Below are 26,209 nucleotides of genomic sequence, written 5' to 3'. Positions count from 1 at the left end.
TTAATACGGGTGAACGACGGTCATTTCATTGAACTCGACCAGGCAGTCAATGTACACATCGAATGTGTGGTCAATGGCAGGCTGATACAGGCGAAGCAGTCCGGAGCGGTTTGATTGTTTCTGATCACCCAGCCCGTTGGTAGTCGGCAGACGGGTACAGCCCACCTTTACCGAAATGTTACCGTCAGTCTTCCGGAACTTCACCGAAAAGACGGCGCCGGGTTTGTTAACCAGGGCCATTACTCCGCCTTCTCCGACCAGATTAATCTTCTTTTTGCCTGTCATTTGCGTGCTGAAATCCGGTACAATCTTAGTTTTTAACCGGTCAAGGCTACAGGACGGGTTTGTTTAGCGGCCAAACGGGGGTGGTTTTCAATGCTTTTTCCGGCAATTGTCAGCGATTCAGGCGGTTAAATGAAAAACGGCGGGCAAAACAGTGTTTTTCCCGCCACGAACTGGCCCGCACTTTACCGGATGCGGCCCTTGCCGGTTCAGTTTTTCGGAATATAACATTGTCACTTTCGAAAAAATCGGATTGATTTTTGCAGACCATGCCACTTACATGCTGGCAATATGATTCTGAAGCGGACCACGGTTGCCGATCAGATTTCTGTACTTTCCCCAGAGCAGATAATCCAGTGCATCAGTGCCATCGGTTGCATACTCACGGTTGCGGGCCTGCTTTTCACTGCTCTTGTCTTTCTTAAAGCTGCCGTCGGTCTTAACCGGCGTTGACTTCATAGCGATCAGCAGTTCTTTGTTGTAGTGGCGGTTGAAGCGTACTCGTGGTGTCCGCGGGTTGCTCTGCTCCATAAGCAGACTGATGAGTGTGTACTTGTCTTTATGACCTGGGTTCTTTCTACTGCCTGGCTCCTGATAACGGCGTACGATACGCCACCCCTTACTCTCCAGTACTTTACAGTAGGTCTCAAAGAAAGGCCGGTTTTCCTGATCGTTACCGGCACTGCGGTTTTTGCCCGATAAATCACCCCATACGTGCACCACTTTACGCTCATGGGAAGCATAGGTGTCACACCATTTTTCGGCCAATGCCTTGATCAGGTTTTTGTCCGTATCGGTCAGCGTCGATTTTTCAAACATCGACCGGATCACCCTGAATTCACTGCCCACCTCCTGACCGGTCACGCACCAGCAGATATCGGCGTTAAAGTCCAGACTTATTTCCAGGTCTTTGTCCGACAGATAATCGTTCGAGCGGTAAACGTGCAGCTTCAGCTTATCATCCCACTGATAATCGTAACACTGCGTATAGTAGTGGATATTTTCTGACAGAGCGAAGTAAAAACAGTTGGGTAATTTGTCGATCCGCTTGTTGAGCACTTCGACGTCAAACTGTAAATCAGTCAGCACATCCCTGAGCGTTTCGGCATAGTCATCGGGTAACACGTCGGCGTTATCCAGATAGGTACTCTCCAGCCAGAGGTGTGTTGGCGGAATCTTTTCCTTTTCGGCAGGGGTCATTTCCGCCCGGAGCGCCATCATTTTCAGATACGCTTCTTCGGTTTTGAGAATCCACTTCCCCTGATCGGTCCAGGGAGCAGACGTAAAATCGTAGAAAGATTTCCATTTCCGGCTTTTGGAAATCGCCCGGTATCGGTTGGCCCGCATGGTCGGCAGGAGCACTTCACCAATAAAGCTTTCCTTGATCTGCGCCGATTCATCGGCCCGAACGGCATCCGAGTTAATCCCCCGGTGCGTCTGGGCGTTATCTTCCGACACAAACTGATAGGATAAGCCATTGATAAAACTCATGGTGTACGGTATGGCCCGCTTGCCGACAGGTTCCCATGGGCGTTCCCAGTGATCCGGCGGCTGAATACCGACAACGTACACACCCCAGGGCGTATGTTTGGTATACTCGTCGAATCCGCAGGCCTTGAGCCCTGCCTTGAGTCCGGGCAGCACAACCGAATCAAGCTGAACATAGCTGTTACCGGCTAATACTACTTTGCCTTTGGGCAGCTCAAAGAAGTTTTCGTAGGTATCAATGGCCAGGGTACGGGTTTTGCCCGAACCACGGCCGCCCATAAACGTTTTCCGCTTTGACCGGGAGCGCAGGAACTTGGTTTGCTTGTCATTGGCGTAGATGTACCGGGTATCATCCCGCTGAGCCATCCGCTTACTCATCGTCGTCACGCTGCTGCTGCTTAAGGATATTGACGTTGTTGACGAAGACAATATTCGGTTTCACCATGAAGTCTTCCGGATCAAAACCGGCCGCATCTTCACGGTACAGGCCTTCCAGACGTTTGGCTTCTACCCACGCTTCCTTGGCGGTTTTGTAATCCTTATCCGCACGGGCCAGGTTACTGAGCATCTCCAGATAGAGCACGGCCGCGCGGGTTTTGCCTTTTTTATGAACTTCACGGGCATTACCGTAAATGTGGTAGGATTCGTCGATAATCACGCGGGCCATGCCTTCCTTGATACCGAACTGTTTCTCCAGCGATGAGCGTACCATTTCATCCGTGCGGCCAATGGATACCATGCCCCAGGCAAACGAATACTTCAGAAACATATCCTGCTGGGTAGCGGTCAGGGATGGTTTCCGGGGCTGCTCCGGATCAGGTTCCCAGGCAACTTCATCATTGAGGTACTGTAAGTAAACCGACAATTTATCCGTGTTGACGCCCAGCTGACGGCTCATACGGCGAATGGATGTCCCGTTCTTTCTTGATTTTGGCATGGTCTCTCTACATAAAAGCCTGCTGCAAGTTGCAGCAGGCTTCATGCTCAAAACAGGACGTTATCAGTCAAACAACCCGTTTCCGGCCGGATTACTGATGGCATCCTGCGCCCGGCTCCGCATCTCATTTTCCCGTTCTACTTCCCAATGCGGGTGCAGCAGCGTTCCCTCGGTGAAAAAATGGTACCACGACCGCCCTAGCCGGCGGCCACGTTCATTATGCTTATCCAGGGCGTAATCCGGTATGGAAAAAAACCGGAATTTATGAGTCAACCACGCCCAGATCAGCGTCCAGTCGATCATCCGGCTTTTGCGCGCGCGGCTGAGTCGCAGAATGGCGTGGGTCAGAAACAGACGCTGTGGCTCGTTTTTGTCCTCTTTCTTTTTGGCCTGCTCCCGGTGCATTTCGTATAACGCCCAGATTTCGGCCGGCAAACCGGGTTCAGCCAGACCAACATCTTCACTACACAGAATCCGGAGCCGCTTCCAGGCATATTCTACAAACCCTGAATTATAGAGCTCGACGGCCCAATACAGGGCTTCATCTTCCTGCCCCCTGCGGATGCATTTAATCATGGCGCTGGATACCTCAAAGAGGTCATACCCTTTATCTGTTTTTTGTTCGTATTTACCCATTTTTATTGTTTCTTTGCCTTGTCTGATGATAGAATTGAACATCCTGTATTCAGATTAATGCCCGGCGTGACAGCGCCGGGCATTTCCATTTAGAACAGGGTTACCTGAGCGACATTAATCAGCTTTTTGCGGACACCCGTTTTGATATGCATCCACGCATCCCGGAGTGCTTCACCAAAAAACAGCCAGCGGCCGGTCTTAAAAATGCGCCATGCTTCGCGCATTACGTGTTTCAGAAATGACTTCTTCTTCGTCATTTTCGGGTTCTCAAACCTGCGGGGTTTTCTTGTGTAAATTCCCATTGAACATCCTTGTAATCAGGGGTTTGTTTGTGACTGATTACATATAAAAATCTCCCGACAGAACGGATAAAAAAAGCGTTTTCCCGAAAAAATTCACCGGCAAAACGCTAATTTCCAAGCAGTTAAAACAGTCTTAGCTGGCCGTGTTTCGACATCTTTACAGCCGGTGGTTCCGGTGCAGGTGTGGCCGGATTTACTGCCTTTTTCTTTTCCCACTCAGCTTTTTCCTGCTGCCACAACCGCCATGTATAGCACTGTTCTTTCTGAATGGGCACAATGCTCAGCCACCCGCCACGATTCAGGTATTTGTTGATTTCGTAGCCAAACCGCCAGTCATCAGGGTTTAGTGAATCCATACAAACGGCCTGACCAACGCACCCATGCAGGCACATGTTAACAGCCGTCATTTTCGCGCAGATGGCATCCAGATCAGCGCCGTACTGGAAATTGCCCGAAGCATGGGCATGGTACGAGAGCAGGAGCCTGCCAGAGCCGCAGGCCGGATCATTGATTGTCTTCCCGACCGGCTTCGGGTCGGTGAGCTGTAGGGTGGTCATAAAGTCACAGATACACTCCGGGGTAAAGAATTGCCCGAGTGCGTCCCGCTTACCACGGCTTGATAAAATCTCATACAAGGTCCCTAAGGAATCATACCAGCCATTTTCGCGGTCGTTAATCATCCGGTGCTGCACCATTACCCATTCGTTGGTCATCCGGACAAACCAGTCAAGATCCTTGTGCTTCTTCTTTAATCGCTCGTACTCTCCCTGCCGGACGGGCATAAAGGACTCGACCAGAAAATCAATCCAGTCGCGGAACGAGTCCGCGTAGTCCCAGCTGTAATCCTTTTCCGAAAATATCTTATTGAGCGCCCGCAGCTCGTGCGGCACGTCGGTTGTCTTTGCCATGTCTGTAAAATGAAAAAAGCCGCCCGGTCGGGCGGCTCTGGTGGTTAGAAAGGAACTTCGTCGAAGGTTGGTACCACGTAATAACAGCTCTTAAGCAGGTGCTCCGCGTAGTAGTCCTTTATGCGGAACGTCGTGATATTTTTGAAGCGTTCTTCAATGTATTCCAGCTGAAGCTGAGCAGGATTTTTGTACATGCCTGGTTTGTGGGCCCGGACAAAATCAATGGCATCCTGAAGCGTAATCTGCCGGCCACTCATGGCTGACATTTCTTCGATCTGCACATCCAGATTCAAGCCGTCTTTTTTGAACCACGATTTGGCGACGTCGGGTAACCAGTTCGGATCGCCATGTAGTTCAAAATCGCTTTTAGGAAATGGCCGCAGGTTATCGGCTAGGATAGACTGAACACTTACCCAGCTTTGGGAATCCGGTTTGGTTTTAAGCCAGAGCTGGGCCAGTTCCAGCGGGTTTTCAGTGCGTTCTGCCAGATACTTATCGTACTCATCGGCGGGCAGATCAATCGGGGTTGGTGTTGGCAGGTAAGCCAGATGCGACACTGTGTAGATATTCAGCTTTGCACATACCAGCTTATCGAGGTTGTTAATGTGCATACGCCGGCCAACGTCTGTAGCCCAGGCCTGATACTCGGCTTCACTCTTACCCGTGTTCTGAACAAAGCGCTCCTGATTACGGAGCCGCGCGGTAGTAGTCTGATTTGCTTGCATTTATCTGAGAATGATTAATTGAACATCCCCAGTAATTTCTCCCGACAGAACGGATATAAAAAGCAAGGACCCTAAAAGTTTAGGGTCCTTTCATACGACGAATTTTATTTCGTCTGACTGTTTTAAAATGCCTCGCAAATTGTAAACAGTAAAGCTTGTCTTTCAAACTTAAAGTGACATCTAAGGAATTATTTACCTGAGCTTGCTGCTATCTCAGCTAAATATTCCTTTATCATTTTCAGTTCTTTCTGCTCTGTCGATTGATTCCATTTATTCAATAATGCTTCCATTGCTCCGTGGTTAGGAGAATCCGAGAACATTCTATTAACAGTAGTGCGCACTACTGTTTCCAAATAATTGACATTTAAACTCCATTTCGTTCCATTCTGAACTATTAGTTTTTCTACACCATTTAATGATGAGTCATATAATATCCCCAGATCTCCTCCCTTTGGAAAAAAACCATGCATCATACTATTTCTGAATAATTGATTAATAATACCAGACTCTGCATCCGTTATAGTCTTACCTCCATAAATAAAAAAGGCTTTAACATGGTCGCGAAAGCTACTATTGTATTCAGTTCTCAAAACAAGCCCCCCCATAATATCTACTAAACTCAGTAATGTCATTGCCATCGGAACGGTACATCTCGCAAATCTTACATCAAATTGATTATAGTAATCTACCGTAGTTTCCGCAGAACCAGTTGTATTCGCGACAGCAGGAGTTGGGTCTGGTATTTTAATGATTACAGATTCAGACTTTTCTTCTTTTTTTTCATCCTCCTCACTATTTGCAGCAATAGCTTTGAGTTTTTCCAGATCGCCTTCAATTACTACCTTGATATAGAAGGCAATAAATTCTCTAACTTTAAGATTGATTGGTGGAACTGTCGTCATTTTAAAAAGGGAGTTTAAGAGTTTTTTGAAAAGGATGCTTTAACTGGCTTTTCCCGCCAGCCTTTTTCAAAGTAACAACATCTGATCCAAATATTTTCTGCAAGTAGTTAAAATCCTGCTCTTCAGCGCCAAAGTTCCTGAACTCAGCTAAGCCCCCGGCGTTTACGAACGTATTCCGCTGATCGAAGTAAAACCGCGTATCCTTCCAGATCAGGCGATGTTCATAGGCATTCAGGCAACTAATCCAGTAATCTTCATTACAGCGAATCTCCGGCGAGTACCAGAGCTTTGAGCCCTTCAACAAACCATGCGCGCAGCCGGTCACATAGCCACTGAGCTGAACCGGATTCAGGCTGTTATACGACACCGGTGCCGGACTGGAGCTGAACCCAAACAGATAGGCCCCTGCCTGCCGCGCCGCATCGGCCGTCGCCTGAATGACCTCATAAGCGTCTTTTGCATCCACGTCGGCCGACTCGCCCTTTCCGGTGTATAACCGCCGGAAGCCGTCAATATCGTCATCGAGCATGAACACCGAACCGAAATGGTTAATGATCCAGTCACGCTTTCTGGCCAGACCAACAACGCTATCCGGATGCGTCACAATCTCGTCAATCGGGTTACACATCCGGTATACCTTCTCCTGGCTTTCCGGCACACAGATAATACAGCCATCCACCACCGAGGTCGTCGTTACGCGCGTATGGCGCTTGTGCGAAGGAATTACAATTTTGCAGATTTCCATAGCTCCTGAAACTGTTTAGCCGTTACAACATGCGTACTACCCACCTTCGATGACTTATAACACTGCGCCCTGTCGACACGCAGCAGCTCAGCCACATTGTTCTCGTCGATCTCATTCGTACAGACAATGATAAAGGAGCTGTACTTCTCCGAAAACTTCGGCACTATCGGCATTTCGGCCACCGGTGCAGGAGCCGTCAGTTCAGCCACGTCAGCGTCCATTTTGGCGAAGTCGATCCCGAAATCAAAGTCGTTCAGAAAACCCGAGAACTCCTCTTTCAGCAAATGGGCATCCCATTCGCCCCAGTGGTTGTTCTCGATCAGCATCACCTCCTTCAGCTCGTCGTCGGTCAGCTTCCGGACGGCAACGCGCACATCAACCACCTTATCGGCAAAACCCATCTGCACCAGCCGCTCACAGCGCTGCTTACCGGAAATAATTGTATTGTCGGCATCGACGACTGCAATACCGATCAGGCCATATTTGCCCAGGCGCTGCTCTAGCTCACGCTGATTGGCAGCCGAAATTTTACGGGGATTTTTTGCATGCGGGACCAGATCGCCAAGCCGGCGTTGTTCGGTCCGGAATAATTCATTCATGATTAACAGATTTGCTCACAGCAGCAAACCTATTCGCCCATCAGGAACCGTCACAGGACAAAAAAGGCTGACTAATACAGCCAGCCTTTTAATACTTACTTGAACTTGTAAAAACACGCAGAACCAGATTCAGAGAGTAGCTAATCTGGTCTTCAACTGACTAATTTCCGCAGTCCATTTGGCAATGGCCAGCTCATTACGTCGTTTGGTTAATTCCTCTTTCGCCTGAGCCCTGCGTTTTTCAGCCTTTCGGATGTTAGACTGAAGACACTGAATTTTGTAACGCAATTTTTCCGGATCCGCAGTCAGTTTGGTGATATCCGTACCCGGTTCCGCTTTTTCCGGCCCGGCGACCGGAATTACTCCCAGCTGCATCGTTAAGCGGATATCGTCCTGAAGCAGCTTCCACTTTTGCCGGTAAGCCAATATTTCCTTGACAACCTGCTTACAGTTGACCGAATCGGGATAGGTATGCAGGCTATTGCAAAGCTTTGCCTTTTCGGCATGAATCTGGTTTCTGGCGCTTGTAAGCTGCTCAATGTGCTCCTGCACCTGCTTTGGGAGCTGCTCCAGAGGTGTCTGTACCTGCTTTTTTTCGTGGACTACGTTTTGCACGGGTGCTTCCAGTTCTGCCTTGCGGGTGGTCAGCGCCGTCAGAAACGCCCGCGCCTGCTCCAGCTCCGAGAGCTTTGCGTTCTGGCGCTCCAGACTCCTGATCTTTGCTTTTTGCCGGATTATCTGTTCCTGTCGTTCCTGCTCGTTCATACCACGAAGCTACTACCGGCAATTGCCTGTTCACTGGACGATTCACCTCCAGCATTATGCGCAGGTCATTCATTCCATTCAGGTAATCGCGTGCTTCCACGTAGACAAGCGGCTCATTCATATCATCAATTTCCTTAAACACATGCTCCCGGAGCAAGCCAATATAGTAGTCGGTAACGTCCTGTAGTAGCTTGATATCATAACCGGCCGTGGCCAGATAGGCCGCAAATGGCGGGAAGGTAGAAGGAGGTGTAGGAGACATAAAAAAGCCGGCTGGTCACTGCTCACACATAGGCAACCCTACCTGTTGGGTACTCACAACCCATTGCCAGCCGGAATATCTCCGGCCGGTAGGGTTGTGATAATCATGTGTGAGCGCTCAAATATAACAAAAAAGGTTGCCTACAACGTAAGCAACCTTTCAGGTATTAACCCAACTGAGCGATTTACTCAATAATCCGCTCCTCCTTTTCTGCCATAAGCTCCTGATTCTTTACCCCATCGATCAGACTTACCAACCGGCGCGCCGTCAGTCTTTTTTTTGCGCGTTGTTTCAACACATCAGCCGCTGATAGTACCGGTTCCGGCTGATCCGGCTCCGGAACCGGTGGTATGGCCGGCGTCGGGGCGTCGGTCGTCACTGGCGGTATCGGTTCCGGCTGATCCGGAGCCGGTGGTGTCGCCGGTTCGCCGGCGGGAATCTGTGCGGTTTGCTGAACTACCGGTGTTTGTTCCGCTTCCGGAACCGGCTTTTGATTTCTTGTTGCCATTTTTTTTACGCGTAAAGTATTTGGTAATACCTGCTTCAATTAGTTGGTCAATCCGTTCATCGGTCAGTTGCGACGGGATAATATCAAACTTCCCTTTGCCCGGAATGATATGGCTGACACCCCCGTCGGGAATGCCAGCCACGTCATAGCGCTGCAGCTTCATCAGCGGTTAGGCCGGTTCCGGGACCGGATCAATGGCCAGGTCTTCGACCAGAGCCGCCGGCAGAACAGCCAGATCCCACATCATGCCATCCACATCGCCTTTCAGCGTGAAGCCACGCTTGTCATTGCCTTTCTTGCCGCCTTTAAATGACGATTTCAAGAAGATCGGATCATCCGAAGAACCGGCAACCAGAAACTGGCCATCCTTCATTTCCATCACAATCACGCAACCGGCATTCTTGTGCTTCTTGATCTCCGCCCGTACGTCTTTCGAAAGACCGGCAAGAGCCAGCTCCGCCACGTGCTTAAAGCTCTGGTAACCCGGATCACCGCCACCGTCCGAATCCAGGGATGCCGTACCGTCCGGAAAAAGGTATTCCGCCCACTTGTCCTGGGCATTCTTCAGCACCGGGGCAACCGTGATTTCATTGTCGGCATTGATGCCTTCCAGCGTCGGCCACGGATTGGCGAACTTGCGGGACAACATGATCAGTACCCGGCGGATACCGCCCGGATTGGCTTCCTGATACGACTGCGCATCGATACTCGCAAAGTTCACCAGCGCTAACCCCGTCACAACGGGAGCCCCTACCGAACCCAGCAAATCTGCATGGCCCAGCACCTCATTGGGCAGTACGATACCAATCAAAAACACCAGGAGTGCCAGCGCAAACTCCCCCATTTTGTCAATTGAAAACTTCATTGTCTGTAAGAATTATGGTATAGAAAACTTGTGCAGATATAGCAGAAAGCTGTGATTGCCCTGCCGGTCAGCAGGGCAATCAGTTAGTCATCAATTTCACCCATCCAGATTTCTTCGGCCAGCGCGAAATCCGTCGCCGCCTGGAACTTCAGGATATAGGCCAGATCTTCCGAACGCTTGTTGTAATCAAACGTCAGCGACATGGTTGTCAGATCGTCGTCGTACAGCCAGCAGATATTACCCAGGGTGGTAATGAACGGCGAGTCGGCTCCGGTCATGCCCGGCTCGACAAAGAACTCAATCATTGTCCCTTCCAGCGTCCGTTTATTGTAGGCATTGTTGTAGATCAGTGCCCCGCGCGTTGACTGATAATTGGCTTCGTACATCTCCAGATGCTCCGGTGAAAGCACCATGATCAGTCTGTCCGAAAACTTGTACTTGGCCGGTACCTTTTTGGCGATTTTCTTAAACTCGGCTACCGCATTGGCTTCCGTAATGGCATTGATCGTTGCAATGTTGGCCACCGGAATTTCGCCGTCGGCCAGTGCTTCGTCAATCTTGATCCGGATACCGTCAAACACACCTTCAGGCGACGGGTTGTTGATGTTCTCCACACCGTTGTACAGCGAAATATTCCGCAGTTCAGCGCGGGCCGTATCAATTATCCGCTTGTTAATGTAGGCCTCAAACACCGGCAGCCGGTCAAGGATCAGCTTTGACTCAGGACCCTTAATCATTCCGTAATAGCTCTTGTTCAGGGTAACAAGCTGCTTTTCGGTGAACTTCAGGTTGATCTTACACGGCTTTACCTTCGCTTTACGCGGCTTGATTTTTACCACGTTGTTTTTCGGCGTAAAGCCTTCGCGCTTGTCTGGCTGCAACACCGAACCAATCACGATTTCGGTCAGTACCACCTCGTCCTTGCCGGGGATCGGGGTTACGTAGTCGGTCAGCGGCCGGATCGGTGAGCCCGGAATGCCGCTGAAGCCCGGGTTAAGCAGTTGATTGAATACGTGATCCTGATTGTCACGTGCATAGTCGGTCGCGGTTGTCGCCAACAGACTCAAATCGAGTGAATCCATGTTACTTGTGGTGCAGTGATAAAAAAAGCCCTACAACGAATCAGTACAAACCTCTCCGTTCCAGGGCTTTTCACTAAGGACGGGTTACGTCCTATTTTTTGGCCTGATGCTGGTTCCAGGGCGCTTTCTCGTAGCTTTTCAGCTCCGGAGCCTGCCCGGTTGTGGTGGCATCAGCCTTAGGCGGCGTTACCGATGCGCTGCGCATGGCATCGGCCTGCTGCAGGGCCAGATCGGCCTGTGCTTTCCAGGCTGTGCGGGCTTCCTGGCTCGCTCCGAATGTCTTCAGCTCCGTCTCCAGGGCCGTCGCACGCTGTTCGGCCGCCTGCCGGGCAGCTTTTTCGGTAACCAGCTCAGCAGCTGCATCCGGAGCCGCCGGTGTGGTGACGGCTGCCTGTACAACTGCCCCGCCTGTTGCCGCCGGTTTGGGTATCTCCTGCGGGAATTCGGCGGCAAGGCGTGTTTCCAGATTAGCGGCTTCCTGTTCGGCCGCGTTGAATTCTTCCGTGGTTGCGTGCTCGGACGCTACCTTGAATAAAGACGGAAAAAGCCGGGCAATTACACTGCCCGACTGCATTGGCTTGTTCATAACCTATTTTTGTTTTGATAATTGAAGAACCCGGTTGTAGGCATACGGCAGATCGCCTTTTGCATCGGCCAGTCCCAGCTGAATGGCTCCGTCTACACCGTACATCTTTCCGGTGTAAATCTCATCGCTGGTGACTTTGGCCCCACGGCCACGGCGGACGTCAGACTTAAACGCCTTATTCGACGAATCAAGATCACGCTGAATTTCCTGCTCCAGTTCCGGATCAAGCTCCTCAATGGGATTGATCCGCGCTTTGTCACTGCTTCCGGTCGAGCGGAAAATCTGCACATCATACCCCTGCTGATCAAGCGCCTTCCTGATATTGGTGTGGATATAAATTGTACCGATTGACCCAACCCGTGAAACGCTGTTGGGCATCATAACCAGCTCCTTATTCTGAGAGCCCACCCAGAAGCCCGCCGACGCGCAGTAGTTGATCAGGCCGACAGATGGCTTTACCTGGTTGAAGGCACGGACCGCAGCCGCAAACTCATCGGTCGAGTCCACCGAACCACCGCCGGTATTGTAGCGCATAATGACCCCTTTTTTGCTTTCGTCTTCGGCAATGTGGGCCAGCATGCTCATCATGAACTCGTTGGAAAAGTAGTTGTCCCACGTCCAGCCGCGCGACATGGTACCCTGTACCGGAATCACCACCACATCTTTGGCTTTACCGATGCTGAAGGCATTGGCATAGTAACCCTCCCAAGTGAAACCGCTGGCGGCCTGCTGCTCGGCCGATGCCATCAGCGGATGCCCGGCGAGCTTTGCCGAAATACCGCCCCCCAGGATCGCAGCCTTTAAATTGTTCTCCAGTTGCCTGTCGACGGCATAGAGCCCCGAAAAAATAACGCCGTTCATACTGCTAATTTTCAGCAAGTATGAACGGCGCAGGCCGGATAAAACAGGACTGATTACTTCCTGTACCGCACCCAGCCCAGAGCACGGACGTAGTAATACATCAGCAGGCGTTGCCAGACCGGTACGCCTGCCTCCCACAGCAGCTGATTGAATACCTGATCAGCCTCTTTTCGGGATACAATACCGGTTTCGCACAGATAATCATGGGCGGCGCTGGGCATCGCACTCAGACCGGATTTAGGGATCAGCCAGTCGGGTACCCACGAGGGCCGCGACGCATAATCCGTCTCGTACCCCGCAGGGATCACTACCCCCCTGCTGTTACACGGGACCAGCGCCGGTTCGGTGAATGCCCACCAGTCCGGCTTTTTACCGTATACTTTTTTAACACTGGCGTGGAGAACGTGAACCGGCATGGCTACAGCTGGCTTAAATCGTTGAAATTACCCCGCTGATCCATCCGGCTCAGGACCGTCGTAATCAGCTGCACAATCGGTGGTCCCAGCTGGCTCCAGATAGCCGTCAGTTCAGGGACAGCCCCTTCAGTACCGGCCGGAACCAGATTGAACGTTGCCGGATCGATGAACTTACTGTTATTACTTTCCGTAACAGCCGAGACCTGATTAGAAAGTGACAGTTTCCGATAAGGCTCCCAGGGACCGTAAACGGTCTCGTACTCACCGGTTTCCTGACCATCCTCGATTACCGGAACCTGTGTTTCGCTGCGGCTGGTGAGCTCGATCACTAACGGCAGGGTGATGGACTGATGATCCGGATTGTCGGAAAATTTAACGGTAAATTCACTGCAACGTACCTGACGACGGATTTTCTCAAAATCCGGATGGGGGGAGAGTGTAATGATAATTGGCTGCATAAACCTGTTGAGCAAAAAGTTAAACTGTTGTACCTGACGCATCTTTCCAGGCCGTGCCATTCCACCAGATGGGTTTACCTATCTGCGTATCATAGTACTGATAGCCTGCCGGCAGACCCACTGTGCCCGGCCGACTTGCCGTGTTACCTGAACGGGCAACCACAGGCTTATACCGCCGCCCGTCAATTGTTACCAGTATGGTTGCATTGTTGTCGGCTGTCGTCGTGTCACTGCTATCGTAGCGGTACAGGCCGATCACGTTGGCATCATCCACGATGATGTATTTCGACAGCATACCCGGCGTCCCCCGCACCTGATCAAGGGACATTACCGGCGCAAACTGCACCAGATCGTCATCGGTTTGGCGGAATGCCGAACCACCCAGGTGGCCGGCGGTAGGCATCTGATTCGGGTTGTTCCCAGTCGCTAAAAGTGACATAATTTACAGGTTAGAAAGTGCGGTGAATTCTGAATCTGATGCATAGCGCGGATAGTATAGCGCAGATACAAGGTGTCCGTGCATATTGCTGCCACTTCCGCCATCCAGACCACCGAGCTGTAGTTGTGTGACTGTAGGAAGTGTTAGCCCGCTTACCGTTGCAATCGTGCCGCCCTTTTTCACAACAGACACCTGACCCAGCGCCTTGCTGTAGCGGAAACAGTAGGTATTCAGTAGGCCCTGTGTATATGCAGTTGCATTAACGGGGTTGCCGCCAACGCCGCCAACGGCATAAAAAAACTTTCCGTCCAGCCGAACATCCATCTTATCAGCAGCCGTCCCCGCATTCAGTGAGAAAAAACCCTTGTTGGGTCCGGTCACCGAATAAGGAATTACTTTTATCAGCAGCGTCCCTTCCTGCTGATTGTACCAGTCTCCAACAGGGATTGTGATCAGATCAGGATATCGGTTGTAGTCCTGGAACGGCGATGCAATGCTGTTGATTTCTACCTGCGGCAACTGAATATCAACACCAAAACCTATAGTTCCGGTACAGCTGTACGATACCATTGTGGCGGCGCCCGTGAGCGTGAATGTTACACTTCTACGCACCCAAACGTCTTTTGGCTGCGCAGCCAGCGCTGCGGCGGAAGCCAAAAGAATTGAGTCAGGGCCGGTGTAAATCCGAAGATCGGCTGGAGTCACGCCCGTTGTTACTCTGGTAAGTACACTTACAGTTACCTGTGTACCTGTTCCAATACTTAGCGCCTGCTGTAGGCCCTGTAACCCCCCGCCGGCCATACGAATCTGAACAATACGGCTTCCTAGGAACCCACCAGCCGCAACCGTTGTTGCACCTCCTGTCCCCGTTGTGCCCCATCCCGTCGGGAGCTGCGCCCCTACTGCACCCGTAAAAATCGGGACCGGAAACAGGTTCACGAATCCGGCCAGAATTGGCACGCCCAGCGGAGCGCCGGTCGTCGGATCATAATCAACCGCTGCCACGTTATTGCCGACCAGATCCACCCCGTTCAACCGGTTTTGCCGAGCTCCCTGAGTAGGCCGGTATACTGTACAACGAGGCGAGAGCATACCGGCATTGGCAGGGTCGATAATCAGTGAAGGCCGCAGGGCAGGTGTGCCCACCGAGGCATAGTCCAGCAGTGTATCCCGCGTAATACGCTCCAGCGTCGTTCCTTTTTGTAGAACTATTTTATGAGGAGTAGCCGTATCGAACGTAGCAGCATCAGCAAAGGCAGTGGCGGTCAGTGTGCCGGGATCGCCCTTCGGTGACCAGTTACCCCAGTTGGTACCGATACCGGTGAAGGTAGCTCCGGATAACCCATCCGTCAGACGGCGGTAGGTACTGCCTGAATTATACACAATGTCATCTTCATAATATTGTGTATTGGCTACCCAGTCACCGACCGGCCATGTCCCTCTTAGTATCCGTGTCACATTTGTCCTGGTAAATGGTAAAGCGGCTGTAAATGCGGCATTTACACGGTAGGTAGAGCCTCTGAACACAAACGCATCGCCGGATGCATAGGTTATACCGGCAGTATAATCCCCCCGCCAGTTAAAGCCAATCGGGCCTCTTAAATCAGTTGCCTGGCTGATATCGGTCGTGAATCCAGTCGCACTCAAATACAAGGCCGCTCCGCCGGCTCCGGTGGTAGATGGCTTCGCTCCCGTCCCCCCTATCATATCAATTACCTTCTGAACAACGCGGGCACCATCGTTCATATTCGTGCAAACCACTGTCCAGCCGGCGTATCCCTGAAGACCGCGTATGTTCGTAGCGTTTGCCTGATTGGTTGTTAACCCGGTTGCTGATTCGTAATACGGATCACCATTTGGGGCCGTAACAGCCGGTTTGGAACCCGCTCCGCCAATCCAGTCAACCAATTGCCGGAAAACATTTGTACCGCTGATAACAGCGGCATAAACGGCTGACCAGCCCTGATAACCCTGAAGGCCGCGGATATTGGTGGCGTTTGCCTGATTGGTTGTCAGGCCGGTTAACGATTCATAATACGGATCACCATTGGGAGCCGTAACAGCCGGTTTGGCACCCGCTCCGCCAATCCAGTCAACCAGTTGCCGGAAAACATTTGTACCGCTGATAACAGCGGCATAAACGGCCGACCAGCCCTGATAACCCTGCTTTCCTCTGAAGTTTTTGGCGTCAGCAATGTCTGCAACAAACCCATCCTCACTCAGATAGAGTGCATTTCCCTCTTCATCAGTTATGGCAGGCATTTCCCCTTCACCACCAACAAAATCAAATAACTGAAAGACAACATCTTCGCCGGACTCTACCGGCATACAGACAGGAGACCAGCCCTGAAAGCCGCGATCTCCCTTCACACCTTTGTTCAGGATTATATTGATCATAAAACGGTAAAAGCTATGTGTAGAAAATCATCCCGTTCTCCTTCGCGCAAACTATAGAGCTCCATACGATAGGCTCCCGGTAGCAGACTGCTCATCTGAGCAGTGGTGATCGCCGCCTGTAAAACGTTGCTATTCTGCTTGAGCAGTCCGCTGCCCTCCTGTAGCTGGAGTTTGATGTAATTGAAGCGGTCGAACACATCCAGATAGAAGGTGTGCGCACTTATGTCCTGCGGATTGCCGGCCGTATCCTTAAAGGCAAATTCTTCATCATACCGCTCTTTCCGGAAGGCGGTTATCCTGACGAGCGGAACAGATTTGTTAATCAGCATAATCAAGTGATTTAAATTTTCGAGTAGCCAGGGTGTATGCTTCTGCTTAACCTGCAATTCCAGACGCTGCACATTACGGCCGGCTCTCACGCCCGTTGTCGCTGAACCGGTCAGCATTGCACCGTTATCCGGATCACCGAACAGGTAGCAGGTCCCGTTCAGGTCTTCGGCCAGCACCACCCAGCGCCGGGCCCTGTTCAGGGAAAACCACCCCAGAAGCGTCTGATGCAACCGTGGGATCTCCAGCGTAACCGATACTGTGTATATCTCGCCGTTAGGCGTTTCATCGACTACCCAGCTATACACAGCCGTATCACGTTGAAAGGTTAAATCCAGTATCGTGGCATTATCGGCCAGCTCCAGATTCGTAATAGCAATGAAGGGATAAGGCAACACATCCGGATGCAGCTCCGGATCGAGCAACGAAATGATATCGGTTGTCGGAATCAGCTTCAGGCGGCGGATTCCGCCGGCATTATGTTCGCCGTCCCATGCTCCAAGTTCCTGTTCCATAACCCGAACCTACAGTATATATATAGGCCGGAACAGGACATAAAAAAAGCCCGCACAGTGGCAAAAAGCGCTCACCATGAGGGCATTCGGGGTATGCTGTCCAGCAAAACGGGGAAGCCGTCCAGAATGCGGGACAGCTTCCCCGAAAAACTGGACGGCTTCCCGCCACTGCTGGACAAAAAAAATCAGGCCGCGACTCTTGTCCGGAAATCCGAACGCTCCCGGCGTTCCCGCTGGGCCATCTTGATGGCAGACTCTTCGGTTAGTTCGTCCTCCGGAATCCGGTATTGTTTCAGAAAGATTTTAACGGCCGACAGCTCGGAGTTGAACAGGGTGCGACGGCCGATGCAGTAATAATGCAGCGCCGTCCGGAACTCGGCCAGCAGGGCGTTCGATAACATCAGCCGCGTCTCGGCCGACAGCGCCGACCGCTGGAACTTCTCCCCCAGCTGAAAACTAATTTCAACCATGCCTTTATGGTCGGGTAGCTCCTGATCGGTCACCTCCAGCACGTCGAGCGGGATACGTTCGCCACGGCCGAAGCCAAGCAGGAGTTTGGCACCCAGATCAGAATTAGCCCGCACGCGGATCGGCTCCGGACCAAAGTCATGCAACAGCCACCGGCGGACATACGGTTTCACTAAAATCGTAAGCTTCATGTGAATGGGAAGGGGTTACTTGAAAAGCGTGAGAACAAAATCAATAACAGCGTTACGGGGGGCTAAGCGGTTGGTCCGCCCTTTCAGATAAGCCGTTGTCATGGCATCGGCCAGCGGATCACGGCGGGCCTGCTCCCGCCGGTATCGCTGGTAGCCGCGCCAGCTACCGGCCAGGTAAATAATCAATAAAAACAGGGCAAACCCGGCAACAATAAGTACTGTGATGTAGAACATATTCATGCCTTTAAGTTACAACTCCGAAGCCTTTCGTACAATAGTTTGACCTGATTTCTCTAGCTTCTTTTTGTACTTTTCTGTACTTATTACCTTGTCCCTGGTTGTTGCTCAATTTAGCTATTCAGTGCAGTGAGTTTTACAATTAAAACAGTCAACCGGCAAACCCGTGTAATTTTTTGTAATGCTGTAACAATGTAATGACAGCCGGAAAACAGCTGACATTAAGTCAGTTAGCTGTTACAAAAAAGTTGTCTTTACTGAAACAGGGGCCAAACCGGTTTGTATCAGGCTGTAACAGGGCTAAATCAAAGATTTTCAGCGGCTTATTTATTACAATTATTTGTAACAGTTATCTTTTTGTTACAAATCATAAATAAACTTTGTAACAGTATAAATATCTGATTACTACCTCTGTTACCCCGTCTCGCTTTATGACTGTTACAGAATTACAAACGTTTTGTCAATTTTAAGGTAAGAATCCAAAGGAAGCAGCAAAGCCCCCAACGCCCAAAAAAAAATGCCCCGTTTCCGGGGCATGCGGTTTAAGCGGATTTTGTACTATTAATAGAAACGTGTTAGTGTGCCGTCTTTGATCAGACGCTCGACCTCGGTACGTGGCCGGCGTATCTTCTCTTCTGTACTCAGGTTCAGCAGATCGACATATGCCTTGAGACCATGCCACGCGTCGAGTACCACGAAAATACGGCCGTTTTTATCCTTCCATTTGGAGTACTGGAACAGGATCACCGTACGCCCGTCGGCCGTAATCCCTTCTTCTAACTCAACTGCCTTTTCCATGTAACTGCCGGTTTATACGGAGCATCGACTGATCTGCAAGGTCATGGTATTTCTGGTGGCCCAGCATTCGGGAGCTCAGGCGGATTTTCGACATATTCAGATAAGCGTCGATTAATGCCATTCGGTTGGCATTGTCTGTCTTTTGTGTTAGGTTTGCCATGTCAAATTTGGTTCTGGCCCGGATAATTGTTGGTAGCAATGTCCGGGCTTTTTTAGTTAGGTTTCTGGACCGAAGCATCGTTCTGCTTAGCCCGTTTGGCGTAAATCATCTGCTGGAGCCGGTTAACCGTCAGCCGGTCAAGGAGCTTCGGGCAAAACAGCATAAGCAGCAGTAATACCAGAAGCATGAAAACAGTAAGCAGTAGCCCGGCGGGTGCCCAGAGGAGCATCCGGACTATTTTCGGTGAGCTGACATGTGGCCACATAGCGCATGATGACTGTTAAAGGATCGGTTACATTCGGGGCAGATAAAACTACCGGAGGGTACGGGAGGAACCACCGGCTGAACGGCGGTGGCCACAGTAAGCACCTGTGTGACGGGCAGGTGCAGCGCACGGCAATCCGATAAAATCTGAAAGGCGATATCGTATTGCCGGCGGGCATCCGTTTCAACGGCTAACGCTTTTGTATTGCGTTCAAGCCGGTTCCGGCGTTCATCATCCAGCCGCATAGGTAATCACGGCCGATACGCTGTCGGCAGGGCGGTCTTTTAATGCGATCCGGCTCGAAATTTCAATCTGCCGGTTGTCCACAAAGCGTAAGCCTACATTGTCACAGCTACTTTGATTGTATAGACGGTACAGCTCAATTTCCCTTTGGAGCTCTAAATAGAAGTCCTCCAGTGTCGTGATCCTGACGTAGTTTTTTCGTTGACACCATGCTTGGGCGACCTCAATTAAATGCGATTCAATACGAAGTTGAAAACGCTCCCTGACCTCAATAACAAATTGAGGAACGGCCATAACGGTAGACATAAGCTATAAGAATTAAGGTGAACATTTTAAAATGGCATGCCGGCAGGTTCATCCCAGAAGCGCCGTTCCGGAGTGATCTCGGCCGACGTCTGGATGTACAGGTACTCGTCTGAGGCTGACTTATCGCTTTTGACCCACTCCCCCCGCTGATTGATGTACTTTTCGTGGCGGGCCATGATCCGGCCGTCTTTACCCTGTAGCTCGACAGGGTTCAGCACATAGCCGTTATACCGGCAGAATGCCTTCAGCTTATCCATAAAGCCCTGAGCCGATAATTGCGGCTGGAGAGTTTTGATATAGGTTTCCTGCGCCATATAGCGGGGTACCAAACGGTCCAGACGCTGATCTTCCGAATTGAAATAGGCATCGGCCCAGGCGTGAAACGTCGGCCCCATCTGCGCCTTATACGTGTTCTGCATCACGTTACCCATCGGCGGCTCCACTACGCCGGTCGTCAGCCAGGCCTGCACACAACGCGCCATCAGGTTCAGATAGCTGTTCCATTCTGCCGCGGTAAACTCCGTAAACAATGACTTGCCGAACTCATGAATCGGTAACCGTTCTTCACGGTATTCACCATTTGGATTTTTGTGGTAGTAGTCCGAAAAAGCCGTGAACCAAAGCCGGCGCATCGTTGATTTATCGGTCTTATTCGGCGGGTAATTACTCGTAATACAAAGCTTAGGCGACAGGCTGAAGGGAATGGTATAGGCCGTCATCCCCTTCGGGTTAACCGGCATAAACGCGTTGATCATGGAGAAAAACGTGTCAAAATCAAGGTATTTGTTGGCATCATCAATCAGTACAATATCCGTGTGTTCGGTGGTACCCTCCATAAAGTGCGGATCATCCGTTAGCCGCTGCTGGCGACCGCTGAGCAGCTTATGTTTCATCAGCTGCGACAGGCTCATGTACGCCATCGACTTACCGGTACCACCGTTACTATCATCCGTGCTCTGCATGGCGTAATCCATAACCCACAGACAGTAAGCATTTGCAGGGTCTTTGAACCGGTGCAACAGGTAGCCAAACGATACCAGTTTATTAATCAGATGCTGCTTTTGCTCCCGGATCTCGTCTGCTGAGAGTAAAGGCCCGTCAATGCTCCAGCGGTACTTCTCGCGGTATTCGGCTTGTTCTTTCAACGTCAGTTTATCCAGTTCTTCTTCCAGCTCCTTTTTCCAGTGCACACGACTGGCATTGATCAGAAACCGAAGGAACATACAATCCAAGTTATGGATTTCGATATCCGGATCACCCATCGCATCACGCTTAATCGTAAAGGGGGCGGGAAGCACCTTCACATCATGCGGAATCACTTCTTCCTGCCAGACATACACCTGACACTTTTCGTTATCGAATACTTCAATAGCATCTCCGGATACCCGCCAGCTCTGATTCTGAAAAAACAGATACTGAAAATCGCGGCCGAAATCTTCGAACGGCACCTCTATACGATTCAGGTTCGACATCGAGTCCTTCGAAAAGTATTTCGACCGGTGGAAGGCATTCAGCAGGTCAATCGGCGAATAACGATCCTTCAGAAAATCCTTGACGTACCGGTTGATGTTGCTGAACTCAATCTGGCGGACCACATTACCCCCGACCTGTACCAGCACTTCCCCTTCTTTGGCATTCGGCATATCCATCAACCCAAAACCGTTACGATACAGAAAGTTGTAGATCAGCTCATTGTTCGGCTTGTACTCATACAGAATCCGGCCGAACTTCCTGACCGGCATCCCTTCACGGTCGAGCTTCGGCTCTTCGTCCCAGAACCGGAGCGGATATGCCTGTTTGAGCAGGTTGTCAAAATCCTTGTTCGAATAATAGTTGAAATAATCCCGCACATCCTTACAATAGTTGCCGCGCAGATCATAGCGTTGCCGTAGCAGATCAGGCAGATAGATCGTATGCAGGTCCAGATATTCCATACCCAGGCGCAATGCTTCTTTCTTTCCGGTCTCGTCAATATCGCCCAGATAATACACCCGTTCCGCCAGACCACGCAGTTTGGCAAACTGAGAGCTGTCAAGCATCGCCGTCTCTGAGTTCAGCCACACCACAGAAAAACCAAGTGCTGCAATATTCAGCGCGTCCGATCCACCGGTGCAGATAATAATTTCCGGGAGCTTATTAAACAGTGGCTTATTGGGCTTACCTTCATTCGTCTCAGGATCAAACGTTTCGCGACCGTTCGGATAAGCCATTTCCTCCAGTCTTTTTTCTGCCTGAGCCAGACCGAACATGTAGTTTTCCGGTTTACGGCCGGAGCTGAAAAAGCGCTTTGACTTTTCCCGCTCGCGGGGCTTGTAATACTTCTGCCAGCTGCCTTCGTCAAACATAAACTGCGGAAAGCTCTCCGTGCTGATGTAAGTAAAGGCGGTCCGGTCTTTGATCCAGCTGTACTTCTCCAGTGAATGCAGCCGGTAGGTTTTGCAAATGGCCACCGCCGCCCGGAATGCTGCTTCGTCAGACGGCATTTCCCCGTCCTTTGTCTTTTTAGACAGATACTGCCAGATGTTTTTACTGAAGATGGTCTTGAGCTCCGGTACGGTAAAGTCCTTCGTACTCGGGTAGGCTTTTCCGTCTTCCTGCTCCGGATCGGCCGGGCCTTTCCGGAACTCATACCGTGGCTTTGTCTCCTGCCCGTCTTCGCCAATAATGGCGAACTTATCAGCAATCAGCTTCATGGCGCCGGAAAAATCGAGGGATTCTTCCTTCATCACGACGTCGATGGGCGACATGGCCTTATCCGAAGAGCCGTAATCCTTTACCCACCATACACCGCCATACTCACGGACAATGGCAGATGGCGTCTTTTCATTCCGTATCGCAAACTTAAAATTCCTGTGTTCAAACGATTTTTCAGCCTGCGGATAGTAGAACAAAATAATTGTTTTACCACCGTCGGTCTGCTCATAAACATGTTGGGGTGTAACCTTCATGGGGTCAATGTGTTAGATATTGGCCGGAAAGTAAGCCCCCGGCCGGGTAGTGAGAAAGGACTGAAACCAACCCGCTGAAGCTCATGCCCGATAAAATCAGGCACAAGACTTAGTGTATGTATCTGATTTAACCACTCACAACTAAGCTCTCGTGAGATTCAGCGGGCCGGGGCAAACGGCCTGTTTCAGCCAGATAAGATTCAACGTCACTTTTTGCTGCCTCCAGACCAAAGCGTCTGCGCAGATCGAACGGGGTACTGCTGTAGACGATATACACTGAGGCTAAAAACAAACCGTTTTCATCCTTAGCCACCCGACCCAGATAAAGGGTATTGACTTTAGAAATACCATCTAAACGGGGTTCTTCAACCGGCTGTACGAGGTAGTGAATACCTGACAGCTCAATCCATTTGGTTGCTGCTTTTGGCTGCATCTGATTTGTAGATTTAAAGGGTGTGCTTACTTCGAAAGTTTCTGACGTTTCAACGGTTTTGGAGGCTCTTCATCCGGCCTTAGCTGTTTCATCAGATTTACAGCTAAAGCAGTACGCTTTAACGACGCTCTTCCTGCCTGTACATTTCTTAACCGCAGGAATCCCTTTGCCCCATCAAACTGTGAGTCTAGTGGGCTTATCATTTCCCATATCTCAGTTAAGTTTTTAAAGCGGGGATATACACGACTAAACTCATTACGCCACCAGGTTACATCCAGATTAGTAACCGTTCCGTCATTATGGCGTTGACTTGAACCTTTTGTCAACATATATTTACACACCAATGATTACACAGTAAAAATTACACACCACAAAAGTAAACAAAACATCGACTTGTCAATATTTTATTGACAACAATTTTTCTATGCAAGAGTCATCGCCAGGAAAACGGATTATGGAGTTGAGAAAAGCCAAAGGTTGGTCTCAAGATTATTTTGCCGAACAACTAGGTTTGGAGAGCAAAAACCGTAAGGCGACAATATCAAGTTGGGAGAACGATAAAACTGAACCATCATTCAGTGATACCAGGAAAATAGCTGAAGTCCTTGGCACTTCAGTTGGCTATATTATAGAAGGTACAACCGATAAAGGCATTGCCACACCGCCAGTCGGGTATGTTTTAAGGTCAGCAGAAGAAATCCTACAACAAAAAGACGAGCTTCTGGAGATGCAAAGAAAGCTCTTGAAATATCAAGAGTTAGAAATTAAGCAGCAACAAAAAAACAACGCTGAGAAAGAGGCATTGCCCTGATCAGGGCATTCATACGTTTCTTTATCCACGACAACTGACCCTTTCTTATCTTATCTACACATTATCATAAAATTTATAATCAATCCATACCTGAAGGTAAAACTGACAATCCGTAATGGCAAATGGCTACTTTGACCTCTTCAAACATTGTTATAGATGTCATTTGACCCAAAAAAATGGCAAGAAAATGGCAAACAGACACATCCAAAATGGCATTCAATTTTGCACTAAATTTGCCCCTGAGATAGCCCTAAGCGTATTCTTATTGATTTACTATCGGAGTTCGAGTCTCCCCGTGGTCACACAAAAAGCCGCTTAGAGTAATCTCTAAGCGGCTTTTTCTATAATTTCCGGCTTAAGATCTCCGATGCCAATGGCAGCCTCCCCGTTTACATATCGCTTCCGGGTCAAATGGACCGCTTTGCTGGGTTCATTGTCGTTTGGAATCGTGGTTCCTACGTTTTTTATCCCCACCGGCTTCGGCACAACGGCCCATTACCTGTCTATTCTTGTCGCTACCATCACCAGCTATGTTATCTGGGAAGGCAGCAAGTTTATTCAGGCCCTGACACTCTACTACTTTCCGTGGGAAAAAAGCATTGCCAAACACCTGGTCTTTGAAATCCTCGGCATCTTTCTTTTTTCGTCCCTGGCTCTGATTACCGGGATTGTCATGCACAGTAAGCTGGTTTCGTCCGTTGTGATAACGACCGGCATTGTCCTACAGAATAACTTTGTGTCGTTTCTGCTGGCGCTGCTGTTCATTGCGTTCAACGAAGGCGCTTTTCTGTTTAATCAATGGAAGTTGTCGCTCATTGAGCAGGAACGGCTCCGGCAGGAAAATCTGGTGGCTAAACTGGAAGGTCTTAAAAAGCAGCTGGACCCTCATTTCCTGTTTAACTCTCTGAGTGTACTGAGCGGAGTCGTCTACAAGGATCCGGCGCTGGCTGATTTGTACATTACGAAACTGGCGCAGGTTTACCGGTATCTGCTCGACCACAACGAAGAACGGCAGGTACGGCTTCGGGAAGAGATCAGCGTGGTACAGGCCTATTGCTTTTTGCTGAACGTCCGTTTTTACAACAAAATCACCATGTCGATCCGCGAGCCTTTGCCGGACGTGTTTGTGCTGCCGCTCTCGCTGCAATTGCTGGTCGAAAATGCGGTGAAGCACAACTTTATTTCCGATGAACACCCGCTGGTTCTGTCGGTTTATACCGAAGAGGGAATGCTGTGGGTGGAAAACAGTCTGAACAAAAAAGAAGCCACTGAACGCTCCCCGCAAATCGGTCTGAAAAACCTTCAGGCACGGTATGCGTTCGTTACCGACCGGCCGATTGTCATTGATGAGCAGCCGGCGATGTTCCGGGTCGGGCTTCCCCTTTTACACGAATACCATGAAAGTGCTGATCATTGAGGATGAGTTTTTTTCGGCCGAGAAGCTCCGGCACCTGCTTCAGCAGATTAATCCGGCCATTGAGGTACTGGCCATCCTGCCGTCGGTGGCTAAGGCATTAGCGTGGTTCCGGTCGAACCCGGAGCCGGACCTCATTTTTTCAGACATCCGGCTGGAAGACAAGGAAAGCTTTGCCTTGTTTAATGAGCTTACCATCGATGCTCCGGTCATTTATACGACGGCCTATGATCAGTACGCCATTCAGGCATTCAAACAAAACAGCGTTGATTACCTGCTCAAACCAATCGACAGTGCCGAATTAAGGGCTGCCCTGAAAAAATTCGAACAGCAGGAACTACGGTTACTGAAAAAAACGCTGGAGAGCGCTCCGCCCGCGCCACAGAATAAGCCCAAAGAACGTTTCCTGGTGAAAAAAGGAAACGCCATGACATTCGTCAAAATGCAGGATGTGGCGTATTTCCGGAGCGACCAGAAGCTGACCTTCCTCGTTTCGTCCGACGGTCAGAAGTACATCATTGATACCTCGCTCGACGACTTGCAGGATCAGCTGGATCCGCACCGGTTTGCCCGCATCAGCCGCAGCCGCCTGATTTCAATCGACAGTGTTCAGAAGATACACCCGCATTTCAACGGCCGCCTCAAACTCGATCTGCTTCCGGCCGACGAGGAAGAAGTATTTGTCAGCCGCGACCGTGTGCAGGCATTCAAAGACTGGGTCGACTCCTGAACTGTCTCCGGACAGGCATGCAGCAGGAACCGGAGTTGGCAATACATCATGTCCATCCTGAAATCATATTAATCCTGTCCGGAAACACGACTGCGATTCGGTCTGAAAAATCGACCGGTCGTCGGCCGGAAACAACCAATGGTCGTTTATCCGGCGGTTTGGGCGCCACCGGGTCAAATCTTTGTCAAAAAAAGAACAAA

33 protein-coding genes are annotated in these 26,209 nt (G+C 50.3%); 3 read left to right on the top strand and 30 right to left on the bottom strand.

All coding sequences use genetic code 11. The annotated features are described in order from the left end of the window. From AC23NW_RS15160 to AC23NW_RS15015, 30 genes are all read right to left on the bottom strand, one after another. Window positions 1–285: a hypothetical protein gene (locus tag AC23NW_RS15160; protein ID WP_487450483.1), complete on the bottom strand. Its 285-nt coding sequence runs from the start codon at window positions 283–285 to the stop codon at window positions 1–3. Between the two features lie 273 nt (window positions 286–558). After that, on the bottom strand, window positions 559–2,148 hold the full coding sequence (locus AC23NW_RS15155) for a terminase large subunit domain-containing protein (protein ID WP_487450605.1): 1,590 nt from the start codon (window positions 2,146–2,148) through the stop codon (window positions 559–561). Next, a complete protein-coding gene (locus AC23NW_RS15150; RefSeq protein ID WP_487450482.1) occupies window positions 2,141–2,707 on the bottom strand; it encodes a hypothetical protein in 567 nt (188 codons plus the stop codon). The genes AC23NW_RS15155 and AC23NW_RS15150 overlap by 8 nt, the downstream gene beginning before the upstream one ends. A 63-nt stretch (window positions 2,708–2,770) precedes the next feature. After that, entirely contained in the window at window positions 2,771–3,385 is a 615-nt protein-coding gene (locus tag AC23NW_RS15145) for an AAA family ATPase (protein WP_487450481.1), read from the bottom strand. Between the two features lie 47 nt (window positions 3,386–3,432). After that, the gene (locus tag AC23NW_RS15140) at window positions 3,433–3,600 is read right to left on the bottom strand and encodes a hypothetical protein (protein WP_487450480.1); all 168 of its coding nucleotides are present in this window, start codon (window positions 3,598–3,600) and stop codon (window positions 3,433–3,435) included. Between the two features lie 167 nt (window positions 3,601–3,767). Then, window positions 3,768–4,553, bottom strand: coding sequence for an N-6 DNA methylase (locus tag AC23NW_RS15135; RefSeq protein ID WP_487450479.1), 786 nt, complete (start codon window positions 4,551–4,553; stop codon window positions 3,768–3,770). Window positions 4,554–4,597: 44 nt separating this feature from the next. Then, window positions 4,598–5,278, bottom strand: coding sequence for a hypothetical protein (locus AC23NW_RS15130; RefSeq protein WP_487450478.1), 681 nt, complete (start codon window positions 5,276–5,278; stop codon window positions 4,598–4,600). A 188-nt stretch (window positions 5,279–5,466) separates the two neighbouring features. Next, entirely contained in the window at window positions 5,467–6,180 is a 714-nt protein-coding gene (locus tag AC23NW_RS15125) for a hypothetical protein (RefSeq protein ID WP_487450477.1), read from the bottom strand. Window position 6,181: 1 nt separating this feature from the next. Next, complete coding sequence (locus AC23NW_RS15120) at window positions 6,182–6,925, bottom strand: GREB1-related protein (protein WP_487450476.1); 744 nt, start codon at window positions 6,923–6,925, stop codon at window positions 6,182–6,184. After that, complete coding sequence (locus AC23NW_RS15115) at window positions 6,904–7,524, bottom strand: ParB N-terminal domain-containing protein (protein ID WP_487450475.1); 621 nt, start codon at window positions 7,522–7,524, stop codon at window positions 6,904–6,906. Before AC23NW_RS15115 ends, AC23NW_RS15120 begins: the two co-directional genes overlap by 22 nt. Before the next feature lie 129 nt (window positions 7,525–7,653). After that, entirely contained in the window at window positions 7,654–8,289 is a 636-nt protein-coding gene (locus AC23NW_RS15110; protein ID WP_487450474.1) for a hypothetical protein, read from the bottom strand. 561 nt (window positions 8,290–8,850) lie between these two features. Continuing rightward, entirely contained in the window at window positions 8,851–9,222 is a 372-nt protein-coding gene (locus AC23NW_RS15105; RefSeq protein ID WP_487450473.1) for a hypothetical protein, read from the bottom strand. A 6-nt stretch (window positions 9,223–9,228) separates the two neighbouring features. After that, window positions 9,229–9,924, bottom strand: a complete 696-nt coding sequence (locus AC23NW_RS15100) for a hypothetical protein (protein ID WP_487450472.1) — start codon at window positions 9,922–9,924, stop codon at window positions 9,229–9,231. An 83-nt stretch (window positions 9,925–10,007) separates the two neighbouring features. Then, window positions 10,008–11,006: a hypothetical protein gene (locus AC23NW_RS15095; protein WP_071501686.1), complete on the bottom strand. Its 999-nt coding sequence runs from the start codon at window positions 11,004–11,006 to the stop codon at window positions 10,008–10,010. A 91-nt stretch (window positions 11,007–11,097) separates the two neighbouring features. Beyond that, on the bottom strand, window positions 11,098–11,592 hold the full coding sequence (locus AC23NW_RS15090) for a hypothetical protein (RefSeq protein ID WP_487450471.1): 495 nt from the start codon (window positions 11,590–11,592) through the stop codon (window positions 11,098–11,100). Window positions 11,593–11,595: 3 nt separating this feature from the next. Beyond that, the gene (locus AC23NW_RS15085) at window positions 11,596–12,453 is read right to left on the bottom strand and encodes a S49 family peptidase (RefSeq protein WP_487450470.1); all 858 of its coding nucleotides are present in this window, start codon (window positions 12,451–12,453) and stop codon (window positions 11,596–11,598) included. Between the two features lie 53 nt (window positions 12,454–12,506). Further along, window positions 12,507–12,869, bottom strand: coding sequence for a DUF1353 domain-containing protein (locus AC23NW_RS15080; protein WP_487450469.1), 363 nt, complete (start codon window positions 12,867–12,869; stop codon window positions 12,507–12,509). A 2-nt stretch (window positions 12,870–12,871) separates the two neighbouring features. Beyond that, window positions 12,872–13,327, bottom strand: a complete 456-nt coding sequence (locus tag AC23NW_RS15075) for a hypothetical protein (RefSeq protein ID WP_487450468.1) — start codon at window positions 13,325–13,327, stop codon at window positions 12,872–12,874. Between the two features lie 19 nt (window positions 13,328–13,346). Then, window positions 13,347–13,766, bottom strand: a complete 420-nt coding sequence (locus AC23NW_RS15070; protein WP_487450467.1) for a hypothetical protein — start codon at window positions 13,764–13,766, stop codon at window positions 13,347–13,349. Between the two features lie 3 nt (window positions 13,767–13,769). After that, window positions 13,770–16,163: a hypothetical protein gene (locus AC23NW_RS15065; protein WP_487450466.1), complete on the bottom strand. Its 2,394-nt coding sequence runs from the start codon at window positions 16,161–16,163 to the stop codon at window positions 13,770–13,772. Further along, complete coding sequence (locus AC23NW_RS15060; protein WP_487450465.1) at window positions 16,160–17,005, bottom strand: hypothetical protein; 846 nt, start codon at window positions 17,003–17,005, stop codon at window positions 16,160–16,162. The genes AC23NW_RS15065 and AC23NW_RS15060 overlap by 4 nt, the downstream gene beginning before the upstream one ends. A gap of 185 nt (window positions 17,006–17,190) precedes the next feature. After that, window positions 17,191–17,664 (bottom strand): hypothetical protein, encoded by a 474-nt coding sequence (locus tag AC23NW_RS15055; RefSeq protein ID WP_071501694.1) that lies wholly within the window; start codon window positions 17,662–17,664, stop codon window positions 17,191–17,193. 15 nt (window positions 17,665–17,679) lie between these two features. Continuing rightward, window positions 17,680–17,898 (bottom strand): hypothetical protein, encoded by a 219-nt coding sequence (locus tag AC23NW_RS15050; RefSeq protein WP_487450464.1) that lies wholly within the window; start codon window positions 17,896–17,898, stop codon window positions 17,680–17,682. A gap of 564 nt (window positions 17,899–18,462) precedes the next feature. Continuing rightward, on the bottom strand, window positions 18,463–18,699 hold the full coding sequence (locus AC23NW_RS15045; RefSeq protein ID WP_487450463.1) for a hypothetical protein: 237 nt from the start codon (window positions 18,697–18,699) through the stop codon (window positions 18,463–18,465). Beyond that, entirely contained in the window at window positions 18,683–18,859 is a 177-nt protein-coding gene (locus AC23NW_RS15040; RefSeq protein ID WP_487450462.1) for a hypothetical protein, read from the bottom strand. The genes AC23NW_RS15045 and AC23NW_RS15040 overlap by 17 nt, the downstream gene beginning before the upstream one ends. A gap of 52 nt (window positions 18,860–18,911) precedes the next feature. After that, window positions 18,912–19,046 carry a hypothetical protein gene (locus AC23NW_RS15035; RefSeq protein ID WP_487450461.1) on the bottom strand — a complete coding sequence of 45 codons (135 nt, stop codon included), beginning with the start codon at window positions 19,044–19,046 and terminating at the stop codon, window positions 18,912–18,914. Between the two features lie 47 nt (window positions 19,047–19,093). Continuing rightward, the gene (locus tag AC23NW_RS15030) at window positions 19,094–19,369 is read right to left on the bottom strand and encodes a C2H2-type zinc finger protein (protein ID WP_083421769.1); all 276 of its coding nucleotides are present in this window, start codon (window positions 19,367–19,369) and stop codon (window positions 19,094–19,096) included. After that, entirely contained in the window at window positions 19,356–19,673 is a 318-nt protein-coding gene (locus tag AC23NW_RS15025) for a hypothetical protein (protein WP_487450460.1), read from the bottom strand. Before AC23NW_RS15025 ends, AC23NW_RS15030 begins: the two co-directional genes overlap by 14 nt. Window positions 19,674–19,699: 26 nt before the next feature. Continuing rightward, window positions 19,700–22,621: a hypothetical protein gene (locus AC23NW_RS15020; RefSeq protein WP_487450459.1), complete on the bottom strand. Its 2,922-nt coding sequence runs from the start codon at window positions 22,619–22,621 to the stop codon at window positions 19,700–19,702. 127 nt (window positions 22,622–22,748) lie between these two features. Continuing rightward, a complete protein-coding gene (locus AC23NW_RS15015) occupies window positions 22,749–23,054 on the bottom strand; it encodes a hypothetical protein (RefSeq protein ID WP_487450458.1) in 306 nt (101 codons plus the stop codon). Between the two features lie 424 nt (window positions 23,055–23,478). Here AC23NW_RS15015 and AC23NW_RS15010 point away from each other — a divergent pair, with 424 nt between their 5' ends. From AC23NW_RS15010 to AC23NW_RS15000, 3 genes are all read left to right on the top strand, one after another. Continuing rightward, the gene (locus AC23NW_RS15010; protein ID WP_487450457.1) at window positions 23,479–23,865 is read left to right on the top strand and encodes a helix-turn-helix domain-containing protein; all 387 of its coding nucleotides are present in this window, start codon (window positions 23,479–23,481) and stop codon (window positions 23,863–23,865) included. 373 nt (window positions 23,866–24,238) lie between these two features. Continuing rightward, the gene (locus AC23NW_RS15005) at window positions 24,239–25,282 is read left to right on the top strand and encodes a sensor histidine kinase (RefSeq protein WP_293839007.1); all 1,044 of its coding nucleotides are present in this window, start codon (window positions 24,239–24,241) and stop codon (window positions 25,280–25,282) included. Then, window positions 25,263–26,009 carry a LytR/AlgR family response regulator transcription factor gene (locus AC23NW_RS15000; RefSeq protein WP_293839010.1) on the top strand — a complete coding sequence of 249 codons (747 nt, stop codon included), beginning with the start codon at window positions 25,263–25,265 and terminating at the stop codon, window positions 26,007–26,009. The genes AC23NW_RS15005 and AC23NW_RS15000 overlap by 20 nt, the downstream gene beginning before the upstream one ends. The last annotated feature ends 200 nt before the right edge of the window (window positions 26,010–26,209 follow it).

This window comes from Arsenicibacter sp. R0_47 (genome assembly GCF_057652235.1).
This window is presented reverse-complemented; position numbering and strand designations above follow the sequence as displayed.

What these genes read in the sequence shown, in the direction of transcription:
- AC23NW_RS15105 (WP_487450473.1), bottom strand. Translation starts at nt 9,222, where the DNA reads ATGAAGCTGCAGCGCTATGACGTGGCTGGCATTCCCGACGGGGGTGTC.
- AC23NW_RS15080 (WP_487450469.1), bottom strand. Translation starts at nt 12,869, where the DNA reads ATGCCGGTTCACGTTCTCCACGCCAGTGTTAAAAAAGTATACGGTAAA.
- AC23NW_RS15000 (WP_293839010.1), top strand. Translation starts at nt 25,263, where the DNA reads ATGAAAGTGCTGATCATTGAGGATGAGTTTTTTTCGGCCGAGAAGCTC.
- AC23NW_RS15130 (WP_487450478.1), bottom strand. Translation starts at nt 5,278, where the DNA reads ATGCAAGCAAATCAGACTACTACCGCGCGGCTCCGTAATCAGGAGCGC.
- AC23NW_RS15010 (WP_487450457.1), top strand. Translation starts at nt 23,479, where the DNA reads ATGCAAGAGTCATCGCCAGGAAAACGGATTATGGAGTTGAGAAAAGCC.
- AC23NW_RS15125 (WP_487450477.1), bottom strand. Translation starts at nt 6,180, where the DNA reads ATGACGACAGTTCCACCAATCAATCTTAAAGTTAGAGAATTTATTGCC.
- AC23NW_RS15095 (WP_071501686.1), bottom strand. Translation starts at nt 11,006, where the DNA reads ATGGATTCACTCGATTTGAGTCTGTTGGCGACAACCGCGACCGACTAT.
- AC23NW_RS15160 (WP_487450483.1), bottom strand. Translation starts at nt 285, where the DNA reads ATGACAGGCAAAAAGAAGATTAATCTGGTCGGAGAAGGCGGAGTAATG.
- AC23NW_RS15040 (WP_487450462.1), bottom strand. Translation starts at nt 18,859, where the DNA reads ATGGCAAACCTAACACAAAAGACAGACAATGCCAACCGAATGGCATTA.
- AC23NW_RS15060 (WP_487450465.1), bottom strand. Translation starts at nt 17,005, where the DNA reads ATGGAACAGGAACTTGGAGCATGGGACGGCGAACATAATGCCGGCGGA.
- AC23NW_RS15155 (WP_487450605.1), bottom strand. Translation starts at nt 2,148, where the DNA reads ATGAGTAAGCGGATGGCTCAGCGGGATGATACCCGGTACATCTACGCC.
- AC23NW_RS15045 (WP_487450463.1), bottom strand. Translation starts at nt 18,699, where the DNA reads ATGGAAAAGGCAGTTGAGTTAGAAGAAGGGATTACGGCCGACGGGCGT.
- AC23NW_RS15135 (WP_487450479.1), bottom strand. Translation starts at nt 4,553, where the DNA reads ATGGCAAAGACAACCGACGTGCCGCACGAGCTGCGGGCGCTCAATAAG.
- AC23NW_RS15115 (WP_487450475.1), bottom strand. Translation starts at nt 7,524, where the DNA reads ATGAATGAATTATTCCGGACCGAACAACGCCGGCTTGGCGATCTGGTC.
- AC23NW_RS15025 (WP_487450460.1), bottom strand. Translation starts at nt 19,673, where the DNA reads ATGTCTACCGTTATGGCCGTTCCTCAATTTGTTATTGAGGTCAGGGAG.
- AC23NW_RS15055 (WP_071501694.1), bottom strand. Translation starts at nt 17,664, where the DNA reads ATGAAGCTTACGATTTTAGTGAAACCGTATGTCCGCCGGTGGCTGTTG.
- AC23NW_RS15005 (WP_293839007.1), top strand. Translation starts at nt 24,239, where the DNA reads ATGGCAGCCTCCCCGTTTACATATCGCTTCCGGGTCAAATGGACCGCT.
- AC23NW_RS15100 (WP_487450472.1), bottom strand. Translation starts at nt 9,924, where the DNA reads ATGAAGTTTTCAATTGACAAAATGGGGGAGTTTGCGCTGGCACTCCTG.
- AC23NW_RS15075 (WP_487450468.1), bottom strand. Translation starts at nt 13,327, where the DNA reads ATGCAGCCAATTATCATTACACTCTCCCCCCATCCGGATTTTGAGAAA.
- AC23NW_RS15145 (WP_487450481.1), bottom strand. Translation starts at nt 3,385, where the DNA reads ATGTTCAATTCTATCATCAGACAAGGCAAAGAAACAATAAAAATGGGT.
- AC23NW_RS15065 (WP_487450466.1), bottom strand. Translation starts at nt 16,163, where the DNA reads ATGATCAATATAATCCTGAACAAAGGTGTGAAGGGAGATCGCGGCTTT.
- AC23NW_RS15090 (WP_487450471.1), bottom strand. Translation starts at nt 11,592, where the DNA reads ATGAACAAGCCAATGCAGTCGGGCAGTGTAATTGCCCGGCTTTTTCCG.
- AC23NW_RS15085 (WP_487450470.1), bottom strand. Translation starts at nt 12,453, where the DNA reads ATGAACGGCGTTATTTTTTCGGGGCTCTATGCCGTCGACAGGCAACTG.
- AC23NW_RS15050 (WP_487450464.1), bottom strand. Translation starts at nt 17,898, where the DNA reads ATGTTCTACATCACAGTACTTATTGTTGCCGGGTTTGCCCTGTTTTTA.
- AC23NW_RS15030 (WP_083421769.1), bottom strand. Translation starts at nt 19,369, where the DNA reads ATGCGGCTGGATGATGAACGCCGGAACCGGCTTGAACGCAATACAAAA.
- AC23NW_RS15035 (WP_487450461.1), bottom strand. Translation starts at nt 19,046, where the DNA reads ATGCTTCTGGTATTACTGCTGCTTATGCTGTTTTGCCCGAAGCTCCTT.
- AC23NW_RS15020 (WP_487450459.1), bottom strand. Translation starts at nt 22,621, where the DNA reads ATGAAGGTTACACCCCAACATGTTTATGAGCAGACCGACGGTGGTAAA.
- AC23NW_RS15120 (WP_487450476.1), bottom strand. Translation starts at nt 6,925, where the DNA reads ATGGAAATCTGCAAAATTGTAATTCCTTCGCACAAGCGCCATACGCGC.
- AC23NW_RS15015 (WP_487450458.1), bottom strand. Translation starts at nt 23,054, where the DNA reads ATGCAGCCAAAAGCAGCAACCAAATGGATTGAGCTGTCAGGTATTCAC.
- AC23NW_RS15110 (WP_487450474.1), bottom strand. Translation starts at nt 8,289, where the DNA reads ATGAACGAGCAGGAACGACAGGAACAGATAATCCGGCAAAAAGCAAAG.
- AC23NW_RS15150 (WP_487450482.1), bottom strand. Translation starts at nt 2,707, where the DNA reads ATGCCAAAATCAAGAAAGAACGGGACATCCATTCGCCGTATGAGCCGT.
- AC23NW_RS15140 (WP_487450480.1), bottom strand. Translation starts at nt 3,600, where the DNA reads ATGACGAAGAAGAAGTCATTTCTGAAACACGTAATGCGCGAAGCATGG.
- AC23NW_RS15070 (WP_487450467.1), bottom strand. Translation starts at nt 13,766, where the DNA reads ATGTCACTTTTAGCGACTGGGAACAACCCGAATCAGATGCCTACCGCC.